Origin of the sequence: Mesorhizobium sp. M1050 (assembly GCF_040318715.1) — a bacterium.
GTDB lineage: Bacteria > Pseudomonadota > Alphaproteobacteria > Rhizobiales > Rhizobiaceae > Mesorhizobium.
Genome location: NZ_JAMYMV010000007.1, coordinates 164,947 through 180,965 on the forward strand (window position 1 = coordinate 164,947; position 16,019 = coordinate 180,965).

Annotated in this window: 20 protein-coding genes; 10 read left to right on the forward strand and 10 right to left on the reverse strand. The window is 62.5% G+C overall.

The window, feature by feature from the left end:
• Window positions 1-8 precede the first annotated feature (8 nt).
• Entirely contained in the window at window positions 9-950 is a 942-nt protein-coding gene (locus tag NKH57_RS06765; RefSeq protein ID WP_352599446.1) for a nucleoside hydrolase, read from the reverse strand.
• Between the two features lie 316 nt (window positions 951-1,266).
• Between NKH57_RS06765 and NKH57_RS06770 the strand changes: the two genes are divergently transcribed.
• Window positions 1,267-1,692, forward strand: coding sequence for an Hsp20 family protein (locus NKH57_RS06770; RefSeq protein WP_023760739.1), 426 nt, complete (start codon window positions 1,267-1,269; stop codon window positions 1,690-1,692).
• A 65-nt stretch (window positions 1,693-1,757) separates the two neighbouring features.
• Window positions 1,758-2,012 carry a BQ00720 family protein gene (locus NKH57_RS06775; protein WP_023760740.1) on the forward strand — a complete coding sequence of 85 codons (255 nt, stop codon included), beginning with the start codon at window positions 1,758-1,760 and terminating at the stop codon, window positions 2,010-2,012.
• Window positions 2,013-2,076: 64 nt separating this feature from the next.
• On the opposite strand, the gene ptsN is transcribed toward NKH57_RS06775, so the two are convergent.
• From ptsN to lptC, 6 genes are all read right to left on the reverse strand, one after another.
• Window positions 2,077-2,541: a PTS IIA-like nitrogen regulatory protein PtsN gene (gene ptsN / locus NKH57_RS06780; RefSeq protein ID WP_352942840.1), complete on the reverse strand. Its 465-nt coding sequence runs from the start codon at window positions 2,539-2,541 to the stop codon at window positions 2,077-2,079.
• A gap of 104 nt (window positions 2,542-2,645) precedes the next feature.
• Window positions 2,646-3,230, reverse strand: coding sequence for a ribosome hibernation-promoting factor, HPF/YfiA family (gene hpf, locus NKH57_RS06785; protein ID WP_352942843.1), 585 nt, complete (start codon window positions 3,228-3,230; stop codon window positions 2,646-2,648).
• 265 nt (window positions 3,231-3,495) lie between these two features.
• Complete coding sequence (gene rpoN, locus NKH57_RS06790; protein WP_023760742.1) at window positions 3,496-5,022, reverse strand: RNA polymerase factor sigma-54; 1,527 nt, start codon at window positions 5,020-5,022, stop codon at window positions 3,496-3,498.
• A gap of 200 nt (window positions 5,023-5,222) precedes the next feature.
• Window positions 5,223-6,041: an LPS export ABC transporter ATP-binding protein gene (lptB, locus tag NKH57_RS06795; RefSeq protein WP_023760743.1), complete on the reverse strand. Its 819-nt coding sequence runs from the start codon at window positions 6,039-6,041 to the stop codon at window positions 5,223-5,225.
• A complete protein-coding gene (locus tag NKH57_RS06800; protein ID WP_352599441.1) occupies window positions 6,041-6,625 on the reverse strand; it encodes an LptA/OstA family protein in 585 nt (194 codons plus the stop codon). The genes lptB and NKH57_RS06800 overlap by 1 nt, the downstream gene beginning before the upstream one ends.
• Window positions 6,612-7,325 carry an LPS export ABC transporter periplasmic protein LptC gene (lptC, locus tag NKH57_RS06805; protein ID WP_352942847.1) on the reverse strand — a complete coding sequence of 238 codons (714 nt, stop codon included), beginning with the start codon at window positions 7,323-7,325 and terminating at the stop codon, window positions 6,612-6,614. The genes NKH57_RS06800 and lptC overlap by 14 nt, the downstream gene beginning before the upstream one ends.
• A 401-nt stretch (window positions 7,326-7,726) precedes the next feature.
• Here lptC and sppA point away from each other — a divergent pair, with 401 nt between their 5' ends.
• The 4 genes from sppA (at window position 7,727) to lhpI (ending at window position 10,466) form a co-directional block, all read left to right on the forward strand.
• Window positions 7,727-8,683, forward strand: coding sequence for a signal peptide peptidase SppA (gene sppA, locus NKH57_RS06810; RefSeq protein WP_352942850.1), 957 nt, complete (start codon window positions 7,727-7,729; stop codon window positions 8,681-8,683).
• Window positions 8,684-8,765: 82 nt separating this feature from the next.
• Window positions 8,766-9,050, forward strand: coding sequence for an integration host factor subunit beta (locus tag NKH57_RS06815; protein WP_006200394.1), 285 nt, complete (start codon window positions 8,766-8,768; stop codon window positions 9,048-9,050).
• A 56-nt stretch (window positions 9,051-9,106) separates the two neighbouring features.
• Entirely contained in the window at window positions 9,107-9,463 is a 357-nt protein-coding gene (locus NKH57_RS06820) for a DUF1049 domain-containing protein (RefSeq protein ID WP_352942853.1), read from the forward strand.
• A 37-nt stretch (window positions 9,464-9,500) separates the two neighbouring features.
• Window positions 9,501-10,466 carry a bifunctional Delta(1)-pyrroline-2-carboxylate/Delta(1)-piperideine-2-carboxylate reductase gene (gene lhpI, locus NKH57_RS06825; RefSeq protein ID WP_352942856.1) on the forward strand — a complete coding sequence of 322 codons (966 nt, stop codon included), beginning with the start codon at window positions 9,501-9,503 and terminating at the stop codon, window positions 10,464-10,466.
• On the opposite strand, the gene NKH57_RS06830 is transcribed toward lhpI, so the two are convergent.
• The 3 genes from NKH57_RS06830 to NKH57_RS06840 form a co-directional block, all read right to left on the reverse strand.
• On the reverse strand, window positions 10,463-10,900 hold the full coding sequence (locus NKH57_RS06830; protein WP_352942859.1) for an EVE domain-containing protein: 438 nt from the start codon (window positions 10,898-10,900) through the stop codon (window positions 10,463-10,465). The genes lhpI and NKH57_RS06830 overlap by 4 nt on opposite strands.
• Complete coding sequence (locus NKH57_RS06835; RefSeq protein ID WP_352942862.1) at window positions 10,897-11,292, reverse strand: VOC family protein; 396 nt, start codon at window positions 11,290-11,292, stop codon at window positions 10,897-10,899. Before NKH57_RS06835 ends, NKH57_RS06830 begins: the two co-directional genes overlap by 4 nt.
• Window positions 11,293-11,368: 76 nt before the next feature.
• Window positions 11,369-12,058: a helix-turn-helix transcriptional regulator gene (locus NKH57_RS06840; protein ID WP_352942865.1), complete on the reverse strand. Its 690-nt coding sequence runs from the start codon at window positions 12,056-12,058 to the stop codon at window positions 11,369-11,371.
• A gap of 136 nt (window positions 12,059-12,194) precedes the next feature.
• On the opposite strand from NKH57_RS06840, the gene NKH57_RS06845 reads away from it, so the two are divergent.
• Genes NKH57_RS06845 through acuI form a run of 4 tightly spaced genes read left to right on the forward strand, consistent with a single transcriptional unit; the run spans window position 12,195 to window position 15,700 of the window.
• Window positions 12,195-13,286 (forward strand): RsmD family RNA methyltransferase, encoded by a 1,092-nt coding sequence (locus tag NKH57_RS06845; RefSeq protein ID WP_352942868.1) that lies wholly within the window; start codon window positions 12,195-12,197, stop codon window positions 13,284-13,286.
• Window positions 13,287-14,144, forward strand: coding sequence for a TrmH family RNA methyltransferase (locus NKH57_RS06850; protein ID WP_352725094.1), 858 nt, complete (start codon window positions 13,287-13,289; stop codon window positions 14,142-14,144). It abuts the gene before it with no gap.
• 13 nt (window positions 14,145-14,157) lie between these two features.
• Complete coding sequence (gene lspA / locus NKH57_RS06855) at window positions 14,158-14,655, forward strand: signal peptidase II (RefSeq protein WP_023760753.1); 498 nt, start codon at window positions 14,158-14,160, stop codon at window positions 14,653-14,655.
• A 55-nt stretch (window positions 14,656-14,710) separates the two neighbouring features.
• Window positions 14,711-15,700 (forward strand): acrylyl-CoA reductase (NADPH), encoded by a 990-nt coding sequence (gene acuI, locus NKH57_RS06860; RefSeq protein WP_023760754.1) that lies wholly within the window; start codon window positions 14,711-14,713, stop codon window positions 15,698-15,700.
• The last annotated feature ends 319 nt before the right edge of the window (window positions 15,701-16,019 follow it).

Consider the following 16,019-nt stretch of genomic DNA (forward strand, 5'->3'; position numbering starts at 1 on the left):
AGAGGGCCCTAAAGCCGCCCCAACCTCTCCACCAGCAGGGCGAAAAACCCATCATGGTCGATGTCGCGCATCACCATGGCGTTCTTCGGCCGTTTGGTGACGCCCCACCAGTCGATCACGGTCATGCCCATGGTCAGTTCCGAGGCGGTTTCCACGCTGACATTGCAGTTGCGACCCCTGAAGAGTTCAGGCTTCAGAAGATAAGCGATGACGCAGGGGTCGTGCAGGGGTCCGCCATCGGTGCCGTATTTCTCCTCGTCGAAGCGCTCGAAGAATTCCAGCATTTCCGCGGTTGCGGTGCCGACCTTTGTGCCGAGCGCACGGAAAGTCTGCGTGCGCTTGGCGGTGGTCAGCGCCTTGTGGGTGACGTCGAGCGGCATCATCACGATCGGAATGCCGGATTTAAGCACGACATCGGCGGCATGCGGATCGACATAGATGTTGAATTCGGCGGCCGGCGTGACGTTGCCCCCTTCGAAGAAGCCGCCCCCCATCAGCACGATTTCCTTGATGCGCGGTGCGATGCGCGGCTCGCGGATCAGCGCCAGCGCAATGTTGGTCAGCGGACCGAGCGGGCAAAGCGTGATCGTGCCGCTCTCTTCCTTCATCAGCGTCTCGACGATGAAATCGACCGCATACTGGTCCTGCAGCTTCATCGTCGGTTCGGGGAGTTGCGGGCCATTGAGACCGGTTTTGCCATGCACTTCCTCGGCGGTGACCAGTTCGCGCATCAGCGGTCGGATAGCGCCGGCATAGACCTTGATATCCGGGCGGCCAGCCAGCTCGCAGATCTTGCGGGCATTCTTTTCGGTAAGTTTCAGCGGCACGTTGCCGGCAACGGCGGTGATGCCGACGATCTCCAGCTCGGAGCTGCCGAGCGCCAGCAAAATGGCGACGGCATCATCCTGGCCGGGATCCGTGTCGATGATGATCTTGCGTGATTGGGGCATTTCAATTCCTTGTTTGGCGAGGCCATGGACTTTGAATGGATCTGATCGAAACATCCAAACGACGCCGAAGCGGCCGCGAGCTGCCACGTCGAACCGCTCGACCTGGGAAGACAATCCCGGCCTGCGCGCTTCTCCCTGCATCTGCTCGCCGTTTCAAGCGCCATGCCGATCATTCCTGTGAGTCCACGACCTGGTCTTTTTGGGCGGGTCTATTGACGGCTTGAACTTGGTCGCGGGGCGGACCATATCAAGGCCATCGGGAAAAATGCCATCTGGGTTTTTCCACTTGATGTCGCTCTTGAGAGGACAGTGTAACATGAGCCGAATGACGCCTTTTTCCAGCCCGCTTCTCCTTGGTTTCGACGCCATGGAAAAGACCCTGGAACGTTTGGCGAAGTCCGGTGACAGCTATCCTCCATACAACATCGAACGCCTAAGCGGCGCCGACGGCAAGACCGAAAGGTTACGCATCACATTGGCGGTCGCCGGTTTCGCCGAAAGCGATCTCGATGTCACAACGGAGGAAAACCAGTTGGTCGTGCGAGGCCGTCAGACTGACGACACCGAGCGCGAATTTCTTCATCGCGGCATCGCCGCGCGCCAGTTCCAGCGCTGTTTCGTGCTGGCCGACGGCATGCGGGTGATCGCGGCGGAGCTGAAGAACGGCCTTTTGTCGATCGATCTCGATCGGCCGGAGTCCGAACGGCTGGTACGGAAAATAAATATATCGGTGAAAGACTAATCTTTACCGATGGCTCTCATGCGGGATGGCCTTGAGCGGCGTCCTCGCGCCAAGGAGGCTTTGAAATGACCAGAACTGAAAATATCACCATGACCAATGGCGAATTCGCGCATCTCGGCGAGGGCTCGGTCGCTTATCTCAGAAAGGTCTCGAGCGACGAATTGCTCGGCCGGTTCCCCAACCTCGGCGAAATCGCGCCCGGCATGGAACTGTGGGCGCTGTTTGCCGCCAATGGTCAGCCGATCCTGCTTTCCGATGCGCGTGACCGTGCACTGGCCGGCGCCATGGAAAACGACCTGACCACGGTCGCCATTCACTGAGGTGATCCCAATCGAAACGAGCAGGGCCGTCCGTGGCGGCCCTTGCGAGGATTTCGTCCTGAGTTCAGGCCGCGTGTGAGGCCTGGGTGTCCGACAAAAGCGCGTGAATTGCCGCGGCGTCGCGTGTGCCCCTGATCTTGGCCACAGTGTCGGCGTCGCGCAGCACCCGCGCGATGCGCGACAGGGCCTTGAGATGATCGGCGCCCGCACCTTCCGGCGCCAGCAGCAGGAACACCAGGTCGACCGGCTGATCGTCGAGCGACTCGAAATCCACCGGCGTCTCCAGCCGCGCCAAAACTCCCGCGATGCGCTTCACGCCGGCCAGCTTGCCGTGCGGAATGGCGATGCCGTTGCCGACGCCGGTCGAGCCCAGCCGTTCACGCTGCAGGATGGTGTCGAACACCTCCCGTTCCGGAATGCCGGAAATCGCCGCTGCCCGTTCGGACAGCAGTTGCAGCAGCTGCTTCTTGGAGTTCGCCTTCAACGCCGGCAGTATCGCCGGAACGTTGATAAGATCGCTCAGATCCATGCTTGAAATCCCTTGTTCGCCTGCCGTCACCGGTCCCCACCCCTCGTGCGGCCGGCTCTTATCCCAGTGCGACCGTGGTCGTCACGTCCGTGCGATCCTTGTCGTCACGCTTGTGCGACCTTGGTCGTGAACGGGTCGATCCAGCCGATGTTTCCATCGGGCCGGCGATAGACGATGTTGAGACGGTCGTTTCCGGCGTTGCGGAAGACGAAGACCGGGCTGTCCTTGTTGTCGAGCTCGATGACCGCCGACGCCACCGACATGGTCTTCAGCGTCATGGTCGATTCGGCGACGATAGCCGGTGCGAAATTCTCCGGAATATCCTCGTCGTCGTCCGCAAGCGGCGCCATCACCGTGTAGGCAATGTCGGTCGGTTCGCCATTTGCGGCACCCGAACTGTGCGACTTCAGTCGCCGCTTGTAGCGCCTAAGGCGGGTCTCCAGACGATCCGCCGCGGCCTCGAAGGCCAATGTCGGATCCTGGGCATCGCCGGTAGCCTGCAGCGAAGCGCCGGAATCCAGCCGGATCATGCAATCCGCCGAATAGCGCGAGCCCGATTTGATGACCGTGACGTGACCGGCAAAGCCGCGATCGAAATATTTGCCGATCGCTTCGCCGACACGATCATTGATGCGTGTGCGGAACGCATCGCCGATATCCATGTGTTTTCCCGATATGCGCAGATTCATCTGAAAACTGACCTTCCTTGCTCAGGCTTCAAACTGGCCCGAGTTTATACTCGTGATCCGTGCGCACAAGCTTTGCGGCGTCACTCGCGCCGATTTTAAATCCGAACTTTCCGGTTGATCACAAGCCGCCTTTTGACCGTCCCGAGGCCAACGTCGTGACGGACCATCCGCATGCAGGCATCTAGCCCGTCTCATGCGGGCGGGCTTCTAGCCACTTCACCGCGGCTTGTCAATGAAGTGCTGGCCTGAGGAAAGTCGAACCGCGTCAGCGCCCGGCGCTGGCCATTGCCCGTTTCTCGCGCCGGCGCTGCACCGAGGAGGGAATATTCATTCCTTCCCGGTACTTGGCGACCGTACGCCTGGCAATATCGACACCACTCTCCCGCAGCATGTCGACGATCGCATCGTCGGAAAGTACGTCGACGGGTTTTTCCTCGTCGATCAGTTGCTTGATGCGGTCACGCACGGCTTCCGAGGAATGCGCGTCACCGCCGCCCGACGCCGCGATCGAGGCGGTGAAGAAGTAACGCAGTTCGAACACGCCGCGCGGCGTCAGCATGTATTTGTTGGCGGTGACCCGACTGACCGTCGATTCGTGCATGCCGATGGCATCGGCCACCGTGCGTAGGTTGAGCGGCTTCAACTGGCGCACGCCATGGACGAGGAAGGCATCCTGCTGACGCACGATTTCCGAGGCCACCTTAAGAATCGTCTTCGCCCGCTGGTCGAGACTGCGTGTCAGCCAGTTGGCGTTCTGCAGGCATTCGGCCAGAAAATCCTTTTCGGCCTGGTTCTTCGCCTGCGGCGAGACCTGGGCGAAATAGATATGATCGACCAGCACGCGCGGCAGCGTTTCGGCATTGAGTTCTACCGTCCAGCTGCCGTCATTGGCGGCACGCACCTCGACATCGGCGACGATCGCATCGCTGGCGCCACCCGAAAATGCCATACCGGGCCGGGGATCGAGCGCCCGGATCTCGGCCAGCATGTCGAGCAGATCCTCCTCGTCGACGCCGCAGATCCGTTTCAGCGCGTGGAAATCACGCCGCGCCAGGAGTTCGAGATTGGCGATCAGCGCCGTCATCGCCGGATCGAGCCGGTCCCGCACGGCAAGCTGCAGCGACAGGCATTCGGCAAGGTCGCGGGCAAACAGGCCGGCCGGCTCGAAGGTCTGGCACACCGCCAGTACCTTCCCCACTGCGGCGGCGTCCGTACCGATACGGGCGGCGATCTCGGCCAGGTCGGCGCGCAGATAACCGGCCTCGTCGAGGCCATCGGCCAGGTCGGCGGCGATCGACCGTGCCGTCGTATCGGCAAAGGCAAGCGCGACCTGTTCGCCGACATGGTCACGCAGCGTGATCGCCGCGGCCGCCATGTCGCCGGCGTCTAAACCTTCGGATGAGGAACTCGCGCCATTGCCGGAAGCAGATTTCCATTGCGCCGTCAGGTCGGGACCGAGCCGCTCGCTGGTTCCCGGGTCGTCGGGAAACAGGTTTTCCAGCGATGTGTCGAGCTTGTCCGAAATCGCTTCGGCGCTCCACTGCATTTCGTTTTCGAACCAGTCGCCTTCGGTGGTGGCCTGCGGCTCCGCCTCGACCTTCTGCGCCTGTTCGCTGGCGGCATCGTCCTGCGGCTCGGCGCGCTCAAGCAGCGGGTTGCGCTCGATTTCCTCGTCGATGAAATGCTCGAGTTCGACATGGGTGAACTGCAGCAGCCGAATCGACTGCATCAGCTGCGGCGTCATCACCAGCGACTGTGATTGTCGTAGCTGTAGTTTGGCCGCCAATGCCATGGTTCGGTTTCAAACGCCTCGTCTACGCATCCGGACTTCCGGAGAACAATTTTTGCAGCCGGTCATAGAAACTGGCCCGGCTTTTGCTTGTCAAGGCAATTGCTAGCAAAACCCACTTACCGGAGCGTTATCGCGGAGCAAAATCGAGGAAAAAAGCCCCGCGAGCGCAAAAAAATCGCGTCAGGAAACAAATTTCACGCTCAGAGCGTAAAACCCTCGCCGAGGTAAAGCCGCCGCACATCGGCGTTTGCAACCACTTCGTCGGCCCGACCGTGGGTCAGCACCTGGCCGGCATGGATGATATAGGCGCGGTCGATCAGGCCAAGCGTTTCGCGCACATTGTGGTCGGTGATGAGGACGCCGATGCCGCGCGCTGTCAGGTGGCGCACCAATTGCTGGATATCGGCGACGGCGATCGGATCGATACCGGCAAAAGGCTCGTCGAGCAGCATGTAGGCCGGACGGGTCGCCAGCGCACGCGCGATTTCCAGGCGCCGCCGCTCGCCGCCGGAGAGCGACATGGACGGCGACTTGCGCAGATGGCTGATGTGGAATTCCTCAAGCAACTCGTCGAGATTGCGTTCGCGCACCTTGCGGTCTTTTTCGACCACTTCCAGCACGGCGCGGATGTTCTGCTCGACATTGAGGCCGCGGAAGATCGAGGCCTCTTGCGGCAGATAGCCGATGCCGAGGCGGGCGCGACGGTACATCGGCATCGAGGTCACGTCGAAGCCATCGATCTCGATCGTGCCTTCATCCACAGGCACCAGGCCCGTGACCATGTAGAAACAGGTCGTCTTGCCGGCGCCGTTGGGCCCGAGCAGTCCGACGGCCTCGCCGGCGCGCACGCCGATGGTGACGCCGCTGACGACCTTGCGGCCCTTGTAGCTCTTGGTCAGACCCTTGGCGATCAGGGTTCCCTTGAACTTTCCCGTATCGACGGTCACCGTGGTCGGCGCCGAAAGCTTGCCGGCGGCCCGTCCCGGAAGACGCGCCGTCAGCGACGACAGGCTGGCCATCAGGGGTTCGTCGCTCCCGATTTCGGCGGCGGGGTGATCGACATCTGGACGCGTTGACCAGCGCATGGATCGACCTGAGCCAGCCCGCTTTTCATCTGAACTGTGAGCTTGCAGCCGACCAGGACGTTGTCGTTTTGCGACAGAACGACCTTTTTGCCCGAAAGCACCAGAACCTGGCTCTTCATATCGAAGCTGCCTTGATCGCCGGTCGCGACCTGCGCATCCGACTTGATGTAGACCTTGTCGGATATCTCCATGTGATCGATGTTGGCCGAACCGGTCATCGCCGCCGCGCCGGCCGCTTCCGTGCCTTTGCCGCCGGCGTTGGAATCCTTGACGTAATAGACCATCATCTTGCCGGCCTTCATCAATGTCGGCCCCTGGACGACGCTGACATTGCCGGTGAAGATGGCGACACTGTCGGCCTGACGGACTTCCAGCTTGTCGCTTTCGATCTGGATCGGTTTGTCGCCGGACAGCTTGAGACCTGATTGGCTGGTGGTCTGCGCCAATGACGGCGCCAGTCCGAGCAGCAGCAACGCTGAAGTTGCAGCCGCGAGCCGCGTCGAACTACTGAGCCGCATTGGTTTCTCCGCTGTTTCCCTCTGCCGTTTTCAAGGCGGCGGAATCGATATTGACGCGCACTTTGCTTTCGAAAACCAGAACCTTGCCATTGTCCCGGACCGACATCGAATCCGCTGTTATCCGCGAACCGCCTCGGCTGACATCGACGGGATCTCCCGTCTTCATAGTGCCTTTGCCCATGTCGAGGAAGACAGATTTGAAATTGGCCTGCATGCCGTCGCTTGTGGTGATCGTCACGTCGCTTGTCAGGTTCATCGTGTTGCCGTCACGATCGTAAGTGCCATGCGAAGCCTTGATTGCAGCGACATTGTCAGGCGCGATCGGCACCTTGGCATCGATGCCTTCCAGTTCGATGATGCCTTGCGTGCCGACATCCTGAATGGCCCGCAGCGCGGTCATCGAATAGGGCTGCTTCTGCTTGGTGAAACCGTTTAGCTTAGGATTGGCCATCACCAGCTTGCCGTTGGAAAAGGCCGTGCCATCCGCCTGGACCGTGACGGAGACGGGTGCGGCGAGATAGGAATAGACCGGGAAAGCGATGGCAATCAGTGCCGCTACCAGCGGCACGGCGAATTTGAGAACGCGCACGCGGCGCGAATGACGCCGCGCGCGGTCGAAAGCGTCGCCGCGCGTCCGGCCGTCCGCCGGGGGAGCCAACTCCATCTCGGCGTTGGTCGGTTCAATCGGTCGCGCTAACATTCACTGCTTTCTTCTAAACCCCTGCCCGCCCGGAGCACCGCCTATAGGTGGGACGCCGGCGCCTTCAAGCAAGCACAAGCCCATGAAAACTGCAAAAATGTGACAGCCGCTCTTGTACAGATGAAAACGAGATCCGCACAACCGCACGTTCTCCATAGCAGAAACAGACACGCGGCGTAAAATTATATCCGCCATCGGTCGCGCTGCGCGCCTCGTGGCGACTGCACAAATACGTGAGCAGAAAGGGGTGGGAGCCCGTCTAGCCGTCCTACTCGATTGCCGACGCGGGTGGCCATCGCCCCTGCTGAGTGAATTGTCTCGCCATGCGCAAGAGAGAATTGCTTCCCGACAGGAGGATCATGGTCTAAAAGCGTCTCCTCCCGCCGACTGAAAGGCTGACCATGGCACCGAGAGCCGACGACCTGATCGACCGCCGCCGCTTGCGGCGCAAGCTGACATTCTGGCGCGTTGCCGCGATCGGCATCGTAGCCCTCGGGGTGATCGCGCTTTCAGCCTGGTTCTATGGCGACGATTTCGGCGGCTCGGTGGTCGACCATATCGCCAAGGTCAAGATCGAAGGCACGATCACCGAGGACGAGGAACTGATCAAGCGGCTGGAAACCATTCGCCTGTCATCGAAGGTGAAAGGCGTGATCCTGTCGATCGATTCGCCTGGCGGCACCACGGTCGGCGGTGAATCGATCTATGACGAGGTGCGCAAGCTGGCCGGCGACAAACCTGTCGTGGCCGAAGTCGGCACGCTCGCCGCATCGGCGGGCTATATGATCGCCAGTGCCGCCGATCATATCGTTGCCCGCAAGACCTCGATCGTCGGCTCGATCGGCGTCCTGATCCAGTATCCCGACGTCAGCGGCCTGATGGACAAGCTCGGCGTCAAGCTGGAGGAAGTGAAATCCTCGCCGCTGAAAGCTGCGCCCTCTCCCTTCAAGGCGACCAATGACGACGAGCGCGCCATGGTCCGCAAGCTCATCCTCGACAGCTACGACTGGTTTGTCGGCATCGTTGCCGAGCGCCGCAAGATGACCCGCGAACAGGCGCTGGCACTTGCCGACGGCTCGATCTTCACCGGTCGCCAGGGTGTCGCCAACGGACTGATCGACGCCGTCGGCGGCGAGACCGAAGCCGTCAACTGGCTGGCGACCAAGGGCGTCGATGCCAAACTCGAGGTCGTCGAATGGAAAGACACCGGACGGCGGGGCGGCTTCCTATTCTCCAAGGCGATGGCGCAGACGATCGGCAGCGCGCTCGGCCTGCCGGCCTCCAGCGGCGACATCATCCATGAACTCGGCGCCGACCGCTTGTTTCTTGACGGTCTCGTTTCCGTCTGGCACCCTTGAGATGCCGCTTGGGGCAAGTGAAAAAAGCAAATAAAATCATCCTCATAATTTTGACCGCACTGCTTTCACGGGGATCCGTCTCATGATCAAGTCCGAACTTGTGCAGATTATTGCCACGCGCAATCCGCATCTTTTCCTACGCGACGTCGAAAACATCGTCGGCGCGATCTTCGATGAAATCACCGACGCCCTTGCCGAAGGCAACCGGGTCGAGCTGCGCGGCTTCGGTGCTTTTTCGGTGAAAAACCGTCCCGCCCGCACCGGCCGCAACCCGCGCACCGGCGAATCCGTCGAGGTCGAGGAGAAATGGGTGCCGTTCTTCAAGACCGGCAAGGAACTGCGTGAAAGGCTGAACGGCGGCAAGTAGGCGGGCGTCTGCGCCAGACGGCCTCCCGGAGAGGCCAGCTTCCGACGGAAAACATCATGTTCAATCGCTTCGTCCTCATCGTGATCTTCGTGCCCCTTGCGATCATCCTGATCGCACTCGCCGTTGCCAATCGCGAACTGGTTGCCTTCACGCTGGATCCGTTCAATCCCGGCAATCCGAAGCTGACGTTGACGCTGCCGCTGTTCATCTTTCTGTTCCTGGCCCTCGCCATCGGCATGATCGTTGGCAGCCTGGCAACCTGGGTCAAGCAGGGCCGCTATCGCAAGCTGGCGCGCCAGCGCGGCATAGAGGCCGAGAACCTGCGCCAGGCGGTCAGCCGCGTGCCGGCGGCGGCGAAAGGCCCGGACCAAGGATCGGCCCAAGGGGCGGCATTGCCGAAGCCGACCACTTGAACCGCCCGTCGGCGGTTTTGTCCCCACGGAGTTTTTCATGCTGACCATTTCGGCCGCAGAGGTTGACCACGCGCTGACCTTTCCCGGACTGGTCGAGACGCTGCGCACGGCGTTTCGCGAGGGTGCGGTGCAGCCGGTCAGGCATCATCATACGATCGAGCGGCCCGATGGTGCGGCCTCCACCTTGCTTTTGATGCCGGCCTGGACCGATTTCAACGCGGCCGGAACGTCGACTGGTGGTCACGTCGGCGTCAAGATTGTCACCGTCTCACCCGACAACAACGCCGTCGGCAAGCCTGCGGTGATGGGGCTCTACCTCCTGCTCAATGGCGCCACCGGCGAGCCCGAGGCGTTGATCGACGGGCAGCGGCTGACTCAGTGGCGCACCGCCTGCGCTTCGGCGCTCGCGGCCTCCTATCTCGCCCGCGGCGATGCCTCGCGGCTGCTTGTGGTCGGAGCGGGCGCGCTGTCGCCTTTCCTCGCCAAGGCGCATAGCGCCGTGCGGCCGATCAAATCCATCCGCATCTGGAACCGCACCCCGGCCAATGCCGAGAAGGTCGCGGCCAATCTGCGGGCCGAAGGCTTCGCCGCCAGCGCCGCCACCGATCTCGATGCCGAGCTTCAGCAGGCCGACATCGTCTCGTCGGCGACGATCACGACGACGCCGCTGATCAAGGGCACACTGTTGCGGCCGGGAACACATGTCGACCTGGTCGGCGGCTTTACGCCGACGATGCGCGAAAGCGATGATGACGCGATCGCGCTTGCCCGCGTCTTTGTCGACACCCGCGCCGGCGCCACCAAGGAGGCTGGCGACATCGTCCAGCCGCTCGCCTCCGGCGTATTGAAGCCGGAAGCCATTGTCGCCGATCTGCATGAACTCGCACGCGGCCAGAAGAAAGGCCGCGAGAGCGCTGGTGAGATCACGCTGTTCAAATCGGTCGGCGCAGCGCTCGAAGACCTTGCTGCCGGCATAGCGGTCTATGACGTGCTCAAGCCCTAGTTCGCCGATACAGCCATTTTGGCGCCCATCGCTTCGGCGATCAGCGAAAAATCATGCGCGCTGATCGGGAAGAGGCCAAACCGAAGCTGATAGCCCCAATTCGACTTCCCCGCGCTGAAGTCCAGCCTGTCGAGCAGCGGCTTGATGGGCGTCTCCTCGGCCTTTGCCCACTCGACATCGCGACGGAACGGCGTGAAGCCGCCGCCCATGTCGCCCTGATAGGGTTCGCCTTCCCGCACCGTGCCGATCGCGGTGAAAGCTTGCAAGCCGTCCTTTTCGCCGAAAATGGTGGTCGGCGAATAATAGACGATGCCGTCGCCGGGCCGGACGCGGCGCAGCGGTGCCGCCTTGCCGTGGTTGACCTGCATGAAGCCGACCTGGCGGCCGCGCCTGACATGTTCAGCCGAGGCTACCGCGATCCAGTATGCTCTCATTTCTGTCCTCCATTGGCCTGTTCCCCGTCGGACAGCCAGCAGACTCGCAGCCGATGATTATCGGGATCGAGCGCAACGAAGGTGCGGCCGAAATCCATGTCGGTCGGCGTCTGCAGTATCTTCAGCCCGCGACCGGACCAGTCGGCATGGACGGTATCGACCGCATCGGGCGTGTCCAGCGCGAAGACGATCTCGGCGCCGCCGCCTGCCGCGGCGGCTGCCGGCTCGACCGTATGGCGCGACCAGAGGCCGAGCTTGAAGCCCGCATCGAGCACGAACAGCACGAAGGTGGGCGAACTTTCGACCGGCTCACGGCCGAGCAGCGCACTGTAGAAGGCGCCGCTCTGCTGCGGCTGGTCGACATAGAGGATGACGAAATTCGGGGTGGTCATGTCCGCTCTCCACGGTTCAGGTTTCGATCTGCCGCCGAACATAGGATAACATACTGTCAGTTTCTGGCAGTAGCCGTCATGGACTGCGCGATTTGTCGAGCGTCGCCCGCCATTCCTTGAGCAGCACTTGGCGGCGGCGCGGATAGCGCATGTCTGTTGCCTGAAGTGCTTCGATGCGATCGGCGCGAAAATGCCGGAAATCCTGGCGCATCTCACACCAGGCCACCACCACCCGCACCTTGTCGAAGAAGCCAAGGGCAAACGGCCAGACCACGCGCTCGGACGCGGCGCCGGCCGCGTCGCGGTAGAGGAAGCCGAGCTTGCGCTCGTTGCGGATGGCCTGCCGCACGATACCGAGATCGATGCCCTCGACGGCCGCGGCCGGAGGCCCGACCAACAACGTGCTCGCGTCGAGATCCTCGCGCAGATCGTCCGGCAGCACGGCGGCGATCTTGGCCAGCGCGTTGGCGGCAGCAGCCGAGAGACGCTGGTCCGGCTGCTTGGCGACCCAGCGCGAGCCAAGCACGATGGCTTCGATCTCCTCGTCGCTGAACATCAGCGGCGGCAGCATGAAGCCTGGCTTGAGCACATAGCCCAGCCCCGCCTCCCCCTCGATCGGCGCACCCTGGCCCTGCAGCGTCGCGATGTCGCGGTAGAGCGTGCGGATCGAAATCCCGAGCTCATCGGCCAGAGCCTGCCCGCTCACCGGCCGGCGGTGCCGGCGCAGCGTCTGGATCAGGTCGAGCAGGCGTTCGGAGCGGGACATCCGGCAGATTTGCCTGTTTCTTTGACTTTGGTCCATCGCCGGCCGACATAAACTGAAGAGGCTGGCGCGTCGGACTTGGTTGCGAAGCGGGTTGCCCTATGTCAAAAGCGGCCACGCCGCTCGGAGTTGCTCCTGCTTGAAGTCTTTTCGCGACAAACGCCGCGACAACCGTCCGCATCCATCCGCGAAGGGTGCGGCGGAGGTGTCACGTCCGCGTACCGGCCAGGTTCCTGCCGGACCGGACGCCCAGCCGCGCCAACAGCATGAGGCGAAAGCGGGCAACCGGTCCGAGCCGAAATCGGCGCCACGCGTCCTTGCCCGCCGCGCCGGCACCTTGCCCGCTGAGCATCTTCCGGTGATCCTCGAAGTGGCGCCCAATGCCGATTATGCGCTGCTCGACAGTGGCGCCGGCCAAAAGCTCGAACAATACGGCCCTTACCGGATCGTGCGGCCTGAAGGTCAGGCAATCTGGCAAAAGGCCATGCCGGCAAAAGACTGGGAGCGCGCCGACGCCGTCTTCACCGGTGACGTCGACGAGGAAGGCATCGGCCGCTGGCGCTTCCCTAAGATGCCGCTCGGCGAGACCTGGCCGATGAAACATGACGGCATCGACTATCTCGGCCGTTTCACCTCGTTTCGCCATGTCGGCGTCTTTCCCGAGCAGGCTTCTCACTGGGACCACATGGCCGGGCTGATCGCGGCTGCGAAGCGGCCGGTCAAGGTGCTGAACCTATTCGGCTATACGGGTCTTGCCTCGCTGGTTGCGGCTCGTGCCGGCGCCGAGGTCACCCATGTCGATGCCTCGAAGAAGGCGATCGGCTGGGCTCGCGAAAACCAGGAGATGGCGGGCCTCGGCAGCAAGCCGATACGCTGGATCGTCGACGACGCGGTGAAATTCGCCGAGCGCGAGGAGCGTCGCGGCAGCCGCTACGACATCATCCTGTTCGATCCACCGGCCTATGGCCGCGGTCCCAAGGGCGAGGTCTGGCAATTGTTCGAGGATTTGCCTGATTTGACCGACCTATGCCGCGCGATCTTGACCCCGAAGCCGCTTGCCGTTGTGCTGACCGCCTATTCGATCCGCGCCTCCTTCTTCGCCATCCATGCCCTGATGCGCGACACCTTTGCCGGCATGGGCGGCAAGGTCGAATCGGGTGAGCTGATCATCCGCGAAAAATCCGCCGGCCGGGCGCTTTCGACCTCATTGTTTTCGCGTTGGGTGGCCTGAATGAACGAGCGGCATGCAGGCGCACCCGGGCAGGTGAAGGAAGTCACCAGCCTCGCCAATCCGCTGGTCAAGGACATCAAGGCGCTCGCGCAGAAGAAATTCCGCGACCAGCAGAACGCCTTCATGGCCGAGGGACTGAAGCTGGTTATCGATGCGCTCGATCTCGGCTGGCAGATCAGGACATTGGTTTTCGCCAAGGCCGGGCGTGGCAACGCGGCGGTGGAGAAGGTCGCCGCTCGCACGGTTGCCGCCGGCGGCATGGTGCTCGAAGTGTCGGAAAAGGTGCTGGTCGCCATCACCCGTCGCGACAATCCGCAAATGGTAGTCGGCGTCTTTTCGCAAAAATTCCTGGCCCTGCAGGATGTCCGCGCCGACAATGGCGATGTCTGGGTGGCGCTCGACCGGGTGCGCGATCCCGGCAATCTCGGCACCGTCATCCGCACCATCGATGCCGTCGGAGCCAAGGGCGTCATCCTGGTCGGCGACACCACCGATCCTTTTTCCGTGGAGACGGTGCGCGCCACCATGGGTTCGATCTTTGCCGTGCCGGTGGCCAAAGCGACGACCGAGGCTTTCCTCGCCTGGCGAGGCGGCTTTTCAGGCCTCGTCGCCGGCACCCACCTGAAGGGCGCGGTCGACTACCGCTCGGTCGATTTTTCCCGCGGGCCCGTGCTGCTGATGATGGGCAACGAGCAGCAGGGGCTGCCCGAAAGCCTGGCTGCGAGTTGCGACAGGCTGCTCAGAATTCCGCAAGCGGGCCGTGCCGATTCGCTTAACCTGGCCGTTGCCACCGGCGTCATGCTGTTCGAGATCCGGCGCGGCGCACTGAAGCTCGAACCAATCGTGGACCAGCAATGAAAGTTGCCCACCCGTGAGATCATGGTCTCCCTACGCGTTGCTCGTCGTCGCGGCCATAGCGCTCGACCAATGGGTAAAACACCTGGTCGAGACCGGTCTCGCCTTTCAGGAAAAGCTCGACCTGGTGCCCTTCCTGGCGCTGTTTCGCACCTACAATACCGGCATCGCCTTCTCGATGTTCTCGTCCTTCGGCGACACCGGGTTGATCGTCATCTCGCTTGCGGTCGTCGCATTCGTGCTGTTCCTGGCGACGCGGATCGCGCCGTCCCAGATCCTTGCCCGCGCCGGCTTTGCGCTGATCGTCGGCGGCGCCCTCGGCAATCTGATCGACCGCGCCGTCTACGGTCACGTCATCGACTACGTCCTGTTCCACACGCCGGTCTGGTCCTTCGCCGTCTTCAATCTTGCCGACGCCTTCATCTCGGTCGGCGCGGCACTGGTCGTCTTCGACGAACTGTTCGGCTGGCGGCGCGAGCCAAAGCCTTCAAACGCCAAGTCTTCCAAAGATTGACCTCACGCGGCCGGCGCCGCACAGTTCATGTCGCCAAGCAGACGCGGAGAAAGAGATGTCCGAAACCTTCAAAGCCATCGTCGTTTCGCGTGACGCCGAGAAAAAGCAGTCGGTAACCGTGACCGATCTCACCGAAGCTGACCTGATGGAAGGCGATGTCACCATCGCGGTCGAGGCGACGACCGTGAATTACAAGGATGGTCTGGCGATCACAGGCAAAGCGCCGGTGATCCGCCGCTGGCCGCTGGTGCCGGGCATCGATTTCGCCGGCACTGTCATCTCGTCCTCTCATCCCGACTGGCGGGCTGGAGACAAAGCCATCCTGAACGGCTGGGGCGTCGGTGAAACCCATTTCGGTGCCTATGCCGGCCGCGCCCGTGTAAAGGGTGACTGGCTGGTGCCGCTGCCGCAAGGCATCAGCCCTCATGACGCGATGGCCGTCGGCACTGCCGGCTACACCGCCATGCTCTGCGTCATGGCGCTGGAGCGGCACGGCATTCTGCCCGATCGCGGCCCTGTGGTGGTGACGGGCGCGGCCGGCGGCGTCGGCTCGGTCGCGGTCTCGATCCTGTCCAGTCTCGGCTATCATGTCATTGCTTCCACCGGCCGCAATGCCGAAAGCCCCTATTTGATCAACCTTGGCGCTGCCGAAGTAATATCGCGCGAGGAGCTTGCCCAGCCGGCAAAGCCGCTGGCCAAGGAGCGCTGGGCTGGTGGCGTCGACGCCGTCGGCAGCCACACGCTGGCCAATGTGCTTTCGATGACATCCTATGGCGGTGCGGTCGCCGCCTGCGGCCTGGCCGGCGGCATGGACCTGCCGACCAGCGTCGCCCCCTTCATCCTGCGTGGCGTCTCGCTGCTCGGCATCGATTCAGTAATGGCGCCGAAGGTCGTCCGCCTCGAAGCATGGCGGCGCATCGGCACCGACCTCGATCTGCAGAAGCTCGCCAGCCTGTCCAGGACCATCGGGTTCGACGGCATCATCGATGCCGCGCGCGATATCGTTGACGGCAAGATCCGCGGCCGCGTCGTCGTGGACATGTGAACCGCACGAATGCCGGAGAAAGGCGGACGGAATTGCCGCGCCTGATGGCAAATCCGCCGCAGCCGCTGCAAAATGGGCCCATCCGCTAAAATTCGAACGATCCGCCGCAATTTTCCATAATCTCTGTCTGGCAAGGATTTCGCATGATCGCGGAATCCGGCAGCCAAGAGGCGGACACTGACAACGACGCCGATGCAGTGCAGACGTCGGCGCGGCGCGTTTTTGCCCCCCCACCCCGCCTTGCAGAGCCGGGGCCCCCCCCACGCGCGGGGGTTCAGCGCCAGGGCTTAGGAGCCCAAATCGTGGAGGGAGGGCAGGG

Bases quoted from the DNA above. Each gene is read 5' to 3' on its own strand.
- NKH57_RS06765 (WP_352599446.1), bottom strand. From the start codon at position 950: ATGCCCCAATCACGCAAGATCATCATCGACACGGATCCCGGCCAGGAT.
- lhpI (WP_352942856.1), top strand. From the start codon at position 9,501: ATGCTGACCATTTCGGCCGCAGAGGTTGACCACGCGCTGACCTTTCCC.
- NKH57_RS06850 (WP_352725094.1), top strand. From the start codon at position 13,287: ATGAACGAGCGGCATGCAGGCGCACCCGGGCAGGTGAAGGAAGTCACC.
- sppA (WP_352942850.1), top strand. From the start codon at position 7,727: ATGGCACCGAGAGCCGACGACCTGATCGACCGCCGCCGCTTGCGGCGC.
- NKH57_RS06835 (WP_352942862.1), bottom strand. From the start codon at position 11,292: ATGACCACCCCGAATTTCGTCATCCTCTATGTCGACCAGCCGCAGCAG.
- NKH57_RS06820 (WP_352942853.1), top strand. From the start codon at position 9,107: ATGTTCAATCGCTTCGTCCTCATCGTGATCTTCGTGCCCCTTGCGATC.
- NKH57_RS06815 (WP_006200394.1), top strand. From the start codon at position 8,766: ATGATCAAGTCCGAACTTGTGCAGATTATTGCCACGCGCAATCCGCAT.
- lptC (WP_352942847.1), bottom strand. From the start codon at position 7,325: ATGTTAGCGCGACCGATTGAACCGACCAACGCCGAGATGGAGTTGGCT.
- lptB (WP_023760743.1), bottom strand. From the start codon at position 6,041: ATGGCCAGCCTGTCGTCGCTGACGGCGCGTCTTCCGGGACGGGCCGCC.
- NKH57_RS06775 (WP_023760740.1), top strand. From the start codon at position 1,758: ATGACCAGAACTGAAAATATCACCATGACCAATGGCGAATTCGCGCAT.
- ptsN (WP_352942840.1), bottom strand. From the start codon at position 2,541: ATGGATCTGAGCGATCTTATCAACGTTCCGGCGATACTGCCGGCGTTG.
- acuI (WP_023760754.1), top strand. From the start codon at position 14,711: ATGTCCGAAACCTTCAAAGCCATCGTCGTTTCGCGTGACGCCGAGAAA.
- NKH57_RS06830 (WP_352942859.1), bottom strand. From the start codon at position 10,900: ATGAGAGCATACTGGATCGCGGTAGCCTCGGCTGAACATGTCAGGCGC.
- NKH57_RS06840 (WP_352942865.1), bottom strand. From the start codon at position 12,058: ATGTCCCGCTCCGAACGCCTGCTCGACCTGATCCAGACGCTGCGCCGG.
- hpf (WP_352942843.1), bottom strand. From the start codon at position 3,230: ATGAATCTGCGCATATCGGGAAAACACATGGATATCGGCGATGCGTTC.
- NKH57_RS06800 (WP_352599441.1), bottom strand. From the start codon at position 6,625: ATGCGGCTCAGTAGTTCGACGCGGCTCGCGGCTGCAACTTCAGCGTTG.
- rpoN (WP_023760742.1), bottom strand. From the start codon at position 5,022: ATGGCATTGGCGGCCAAACTACAGCTACGACAATCACAGTCGCTGGTG.
- NKH57_RS06770 (WP_023760739.1), top strand. From the start codon at position 1,267: ATGAGCCGAATGACGCCTTTTTCCAGCCCGCTTCTCCTTGGTTTCGAC.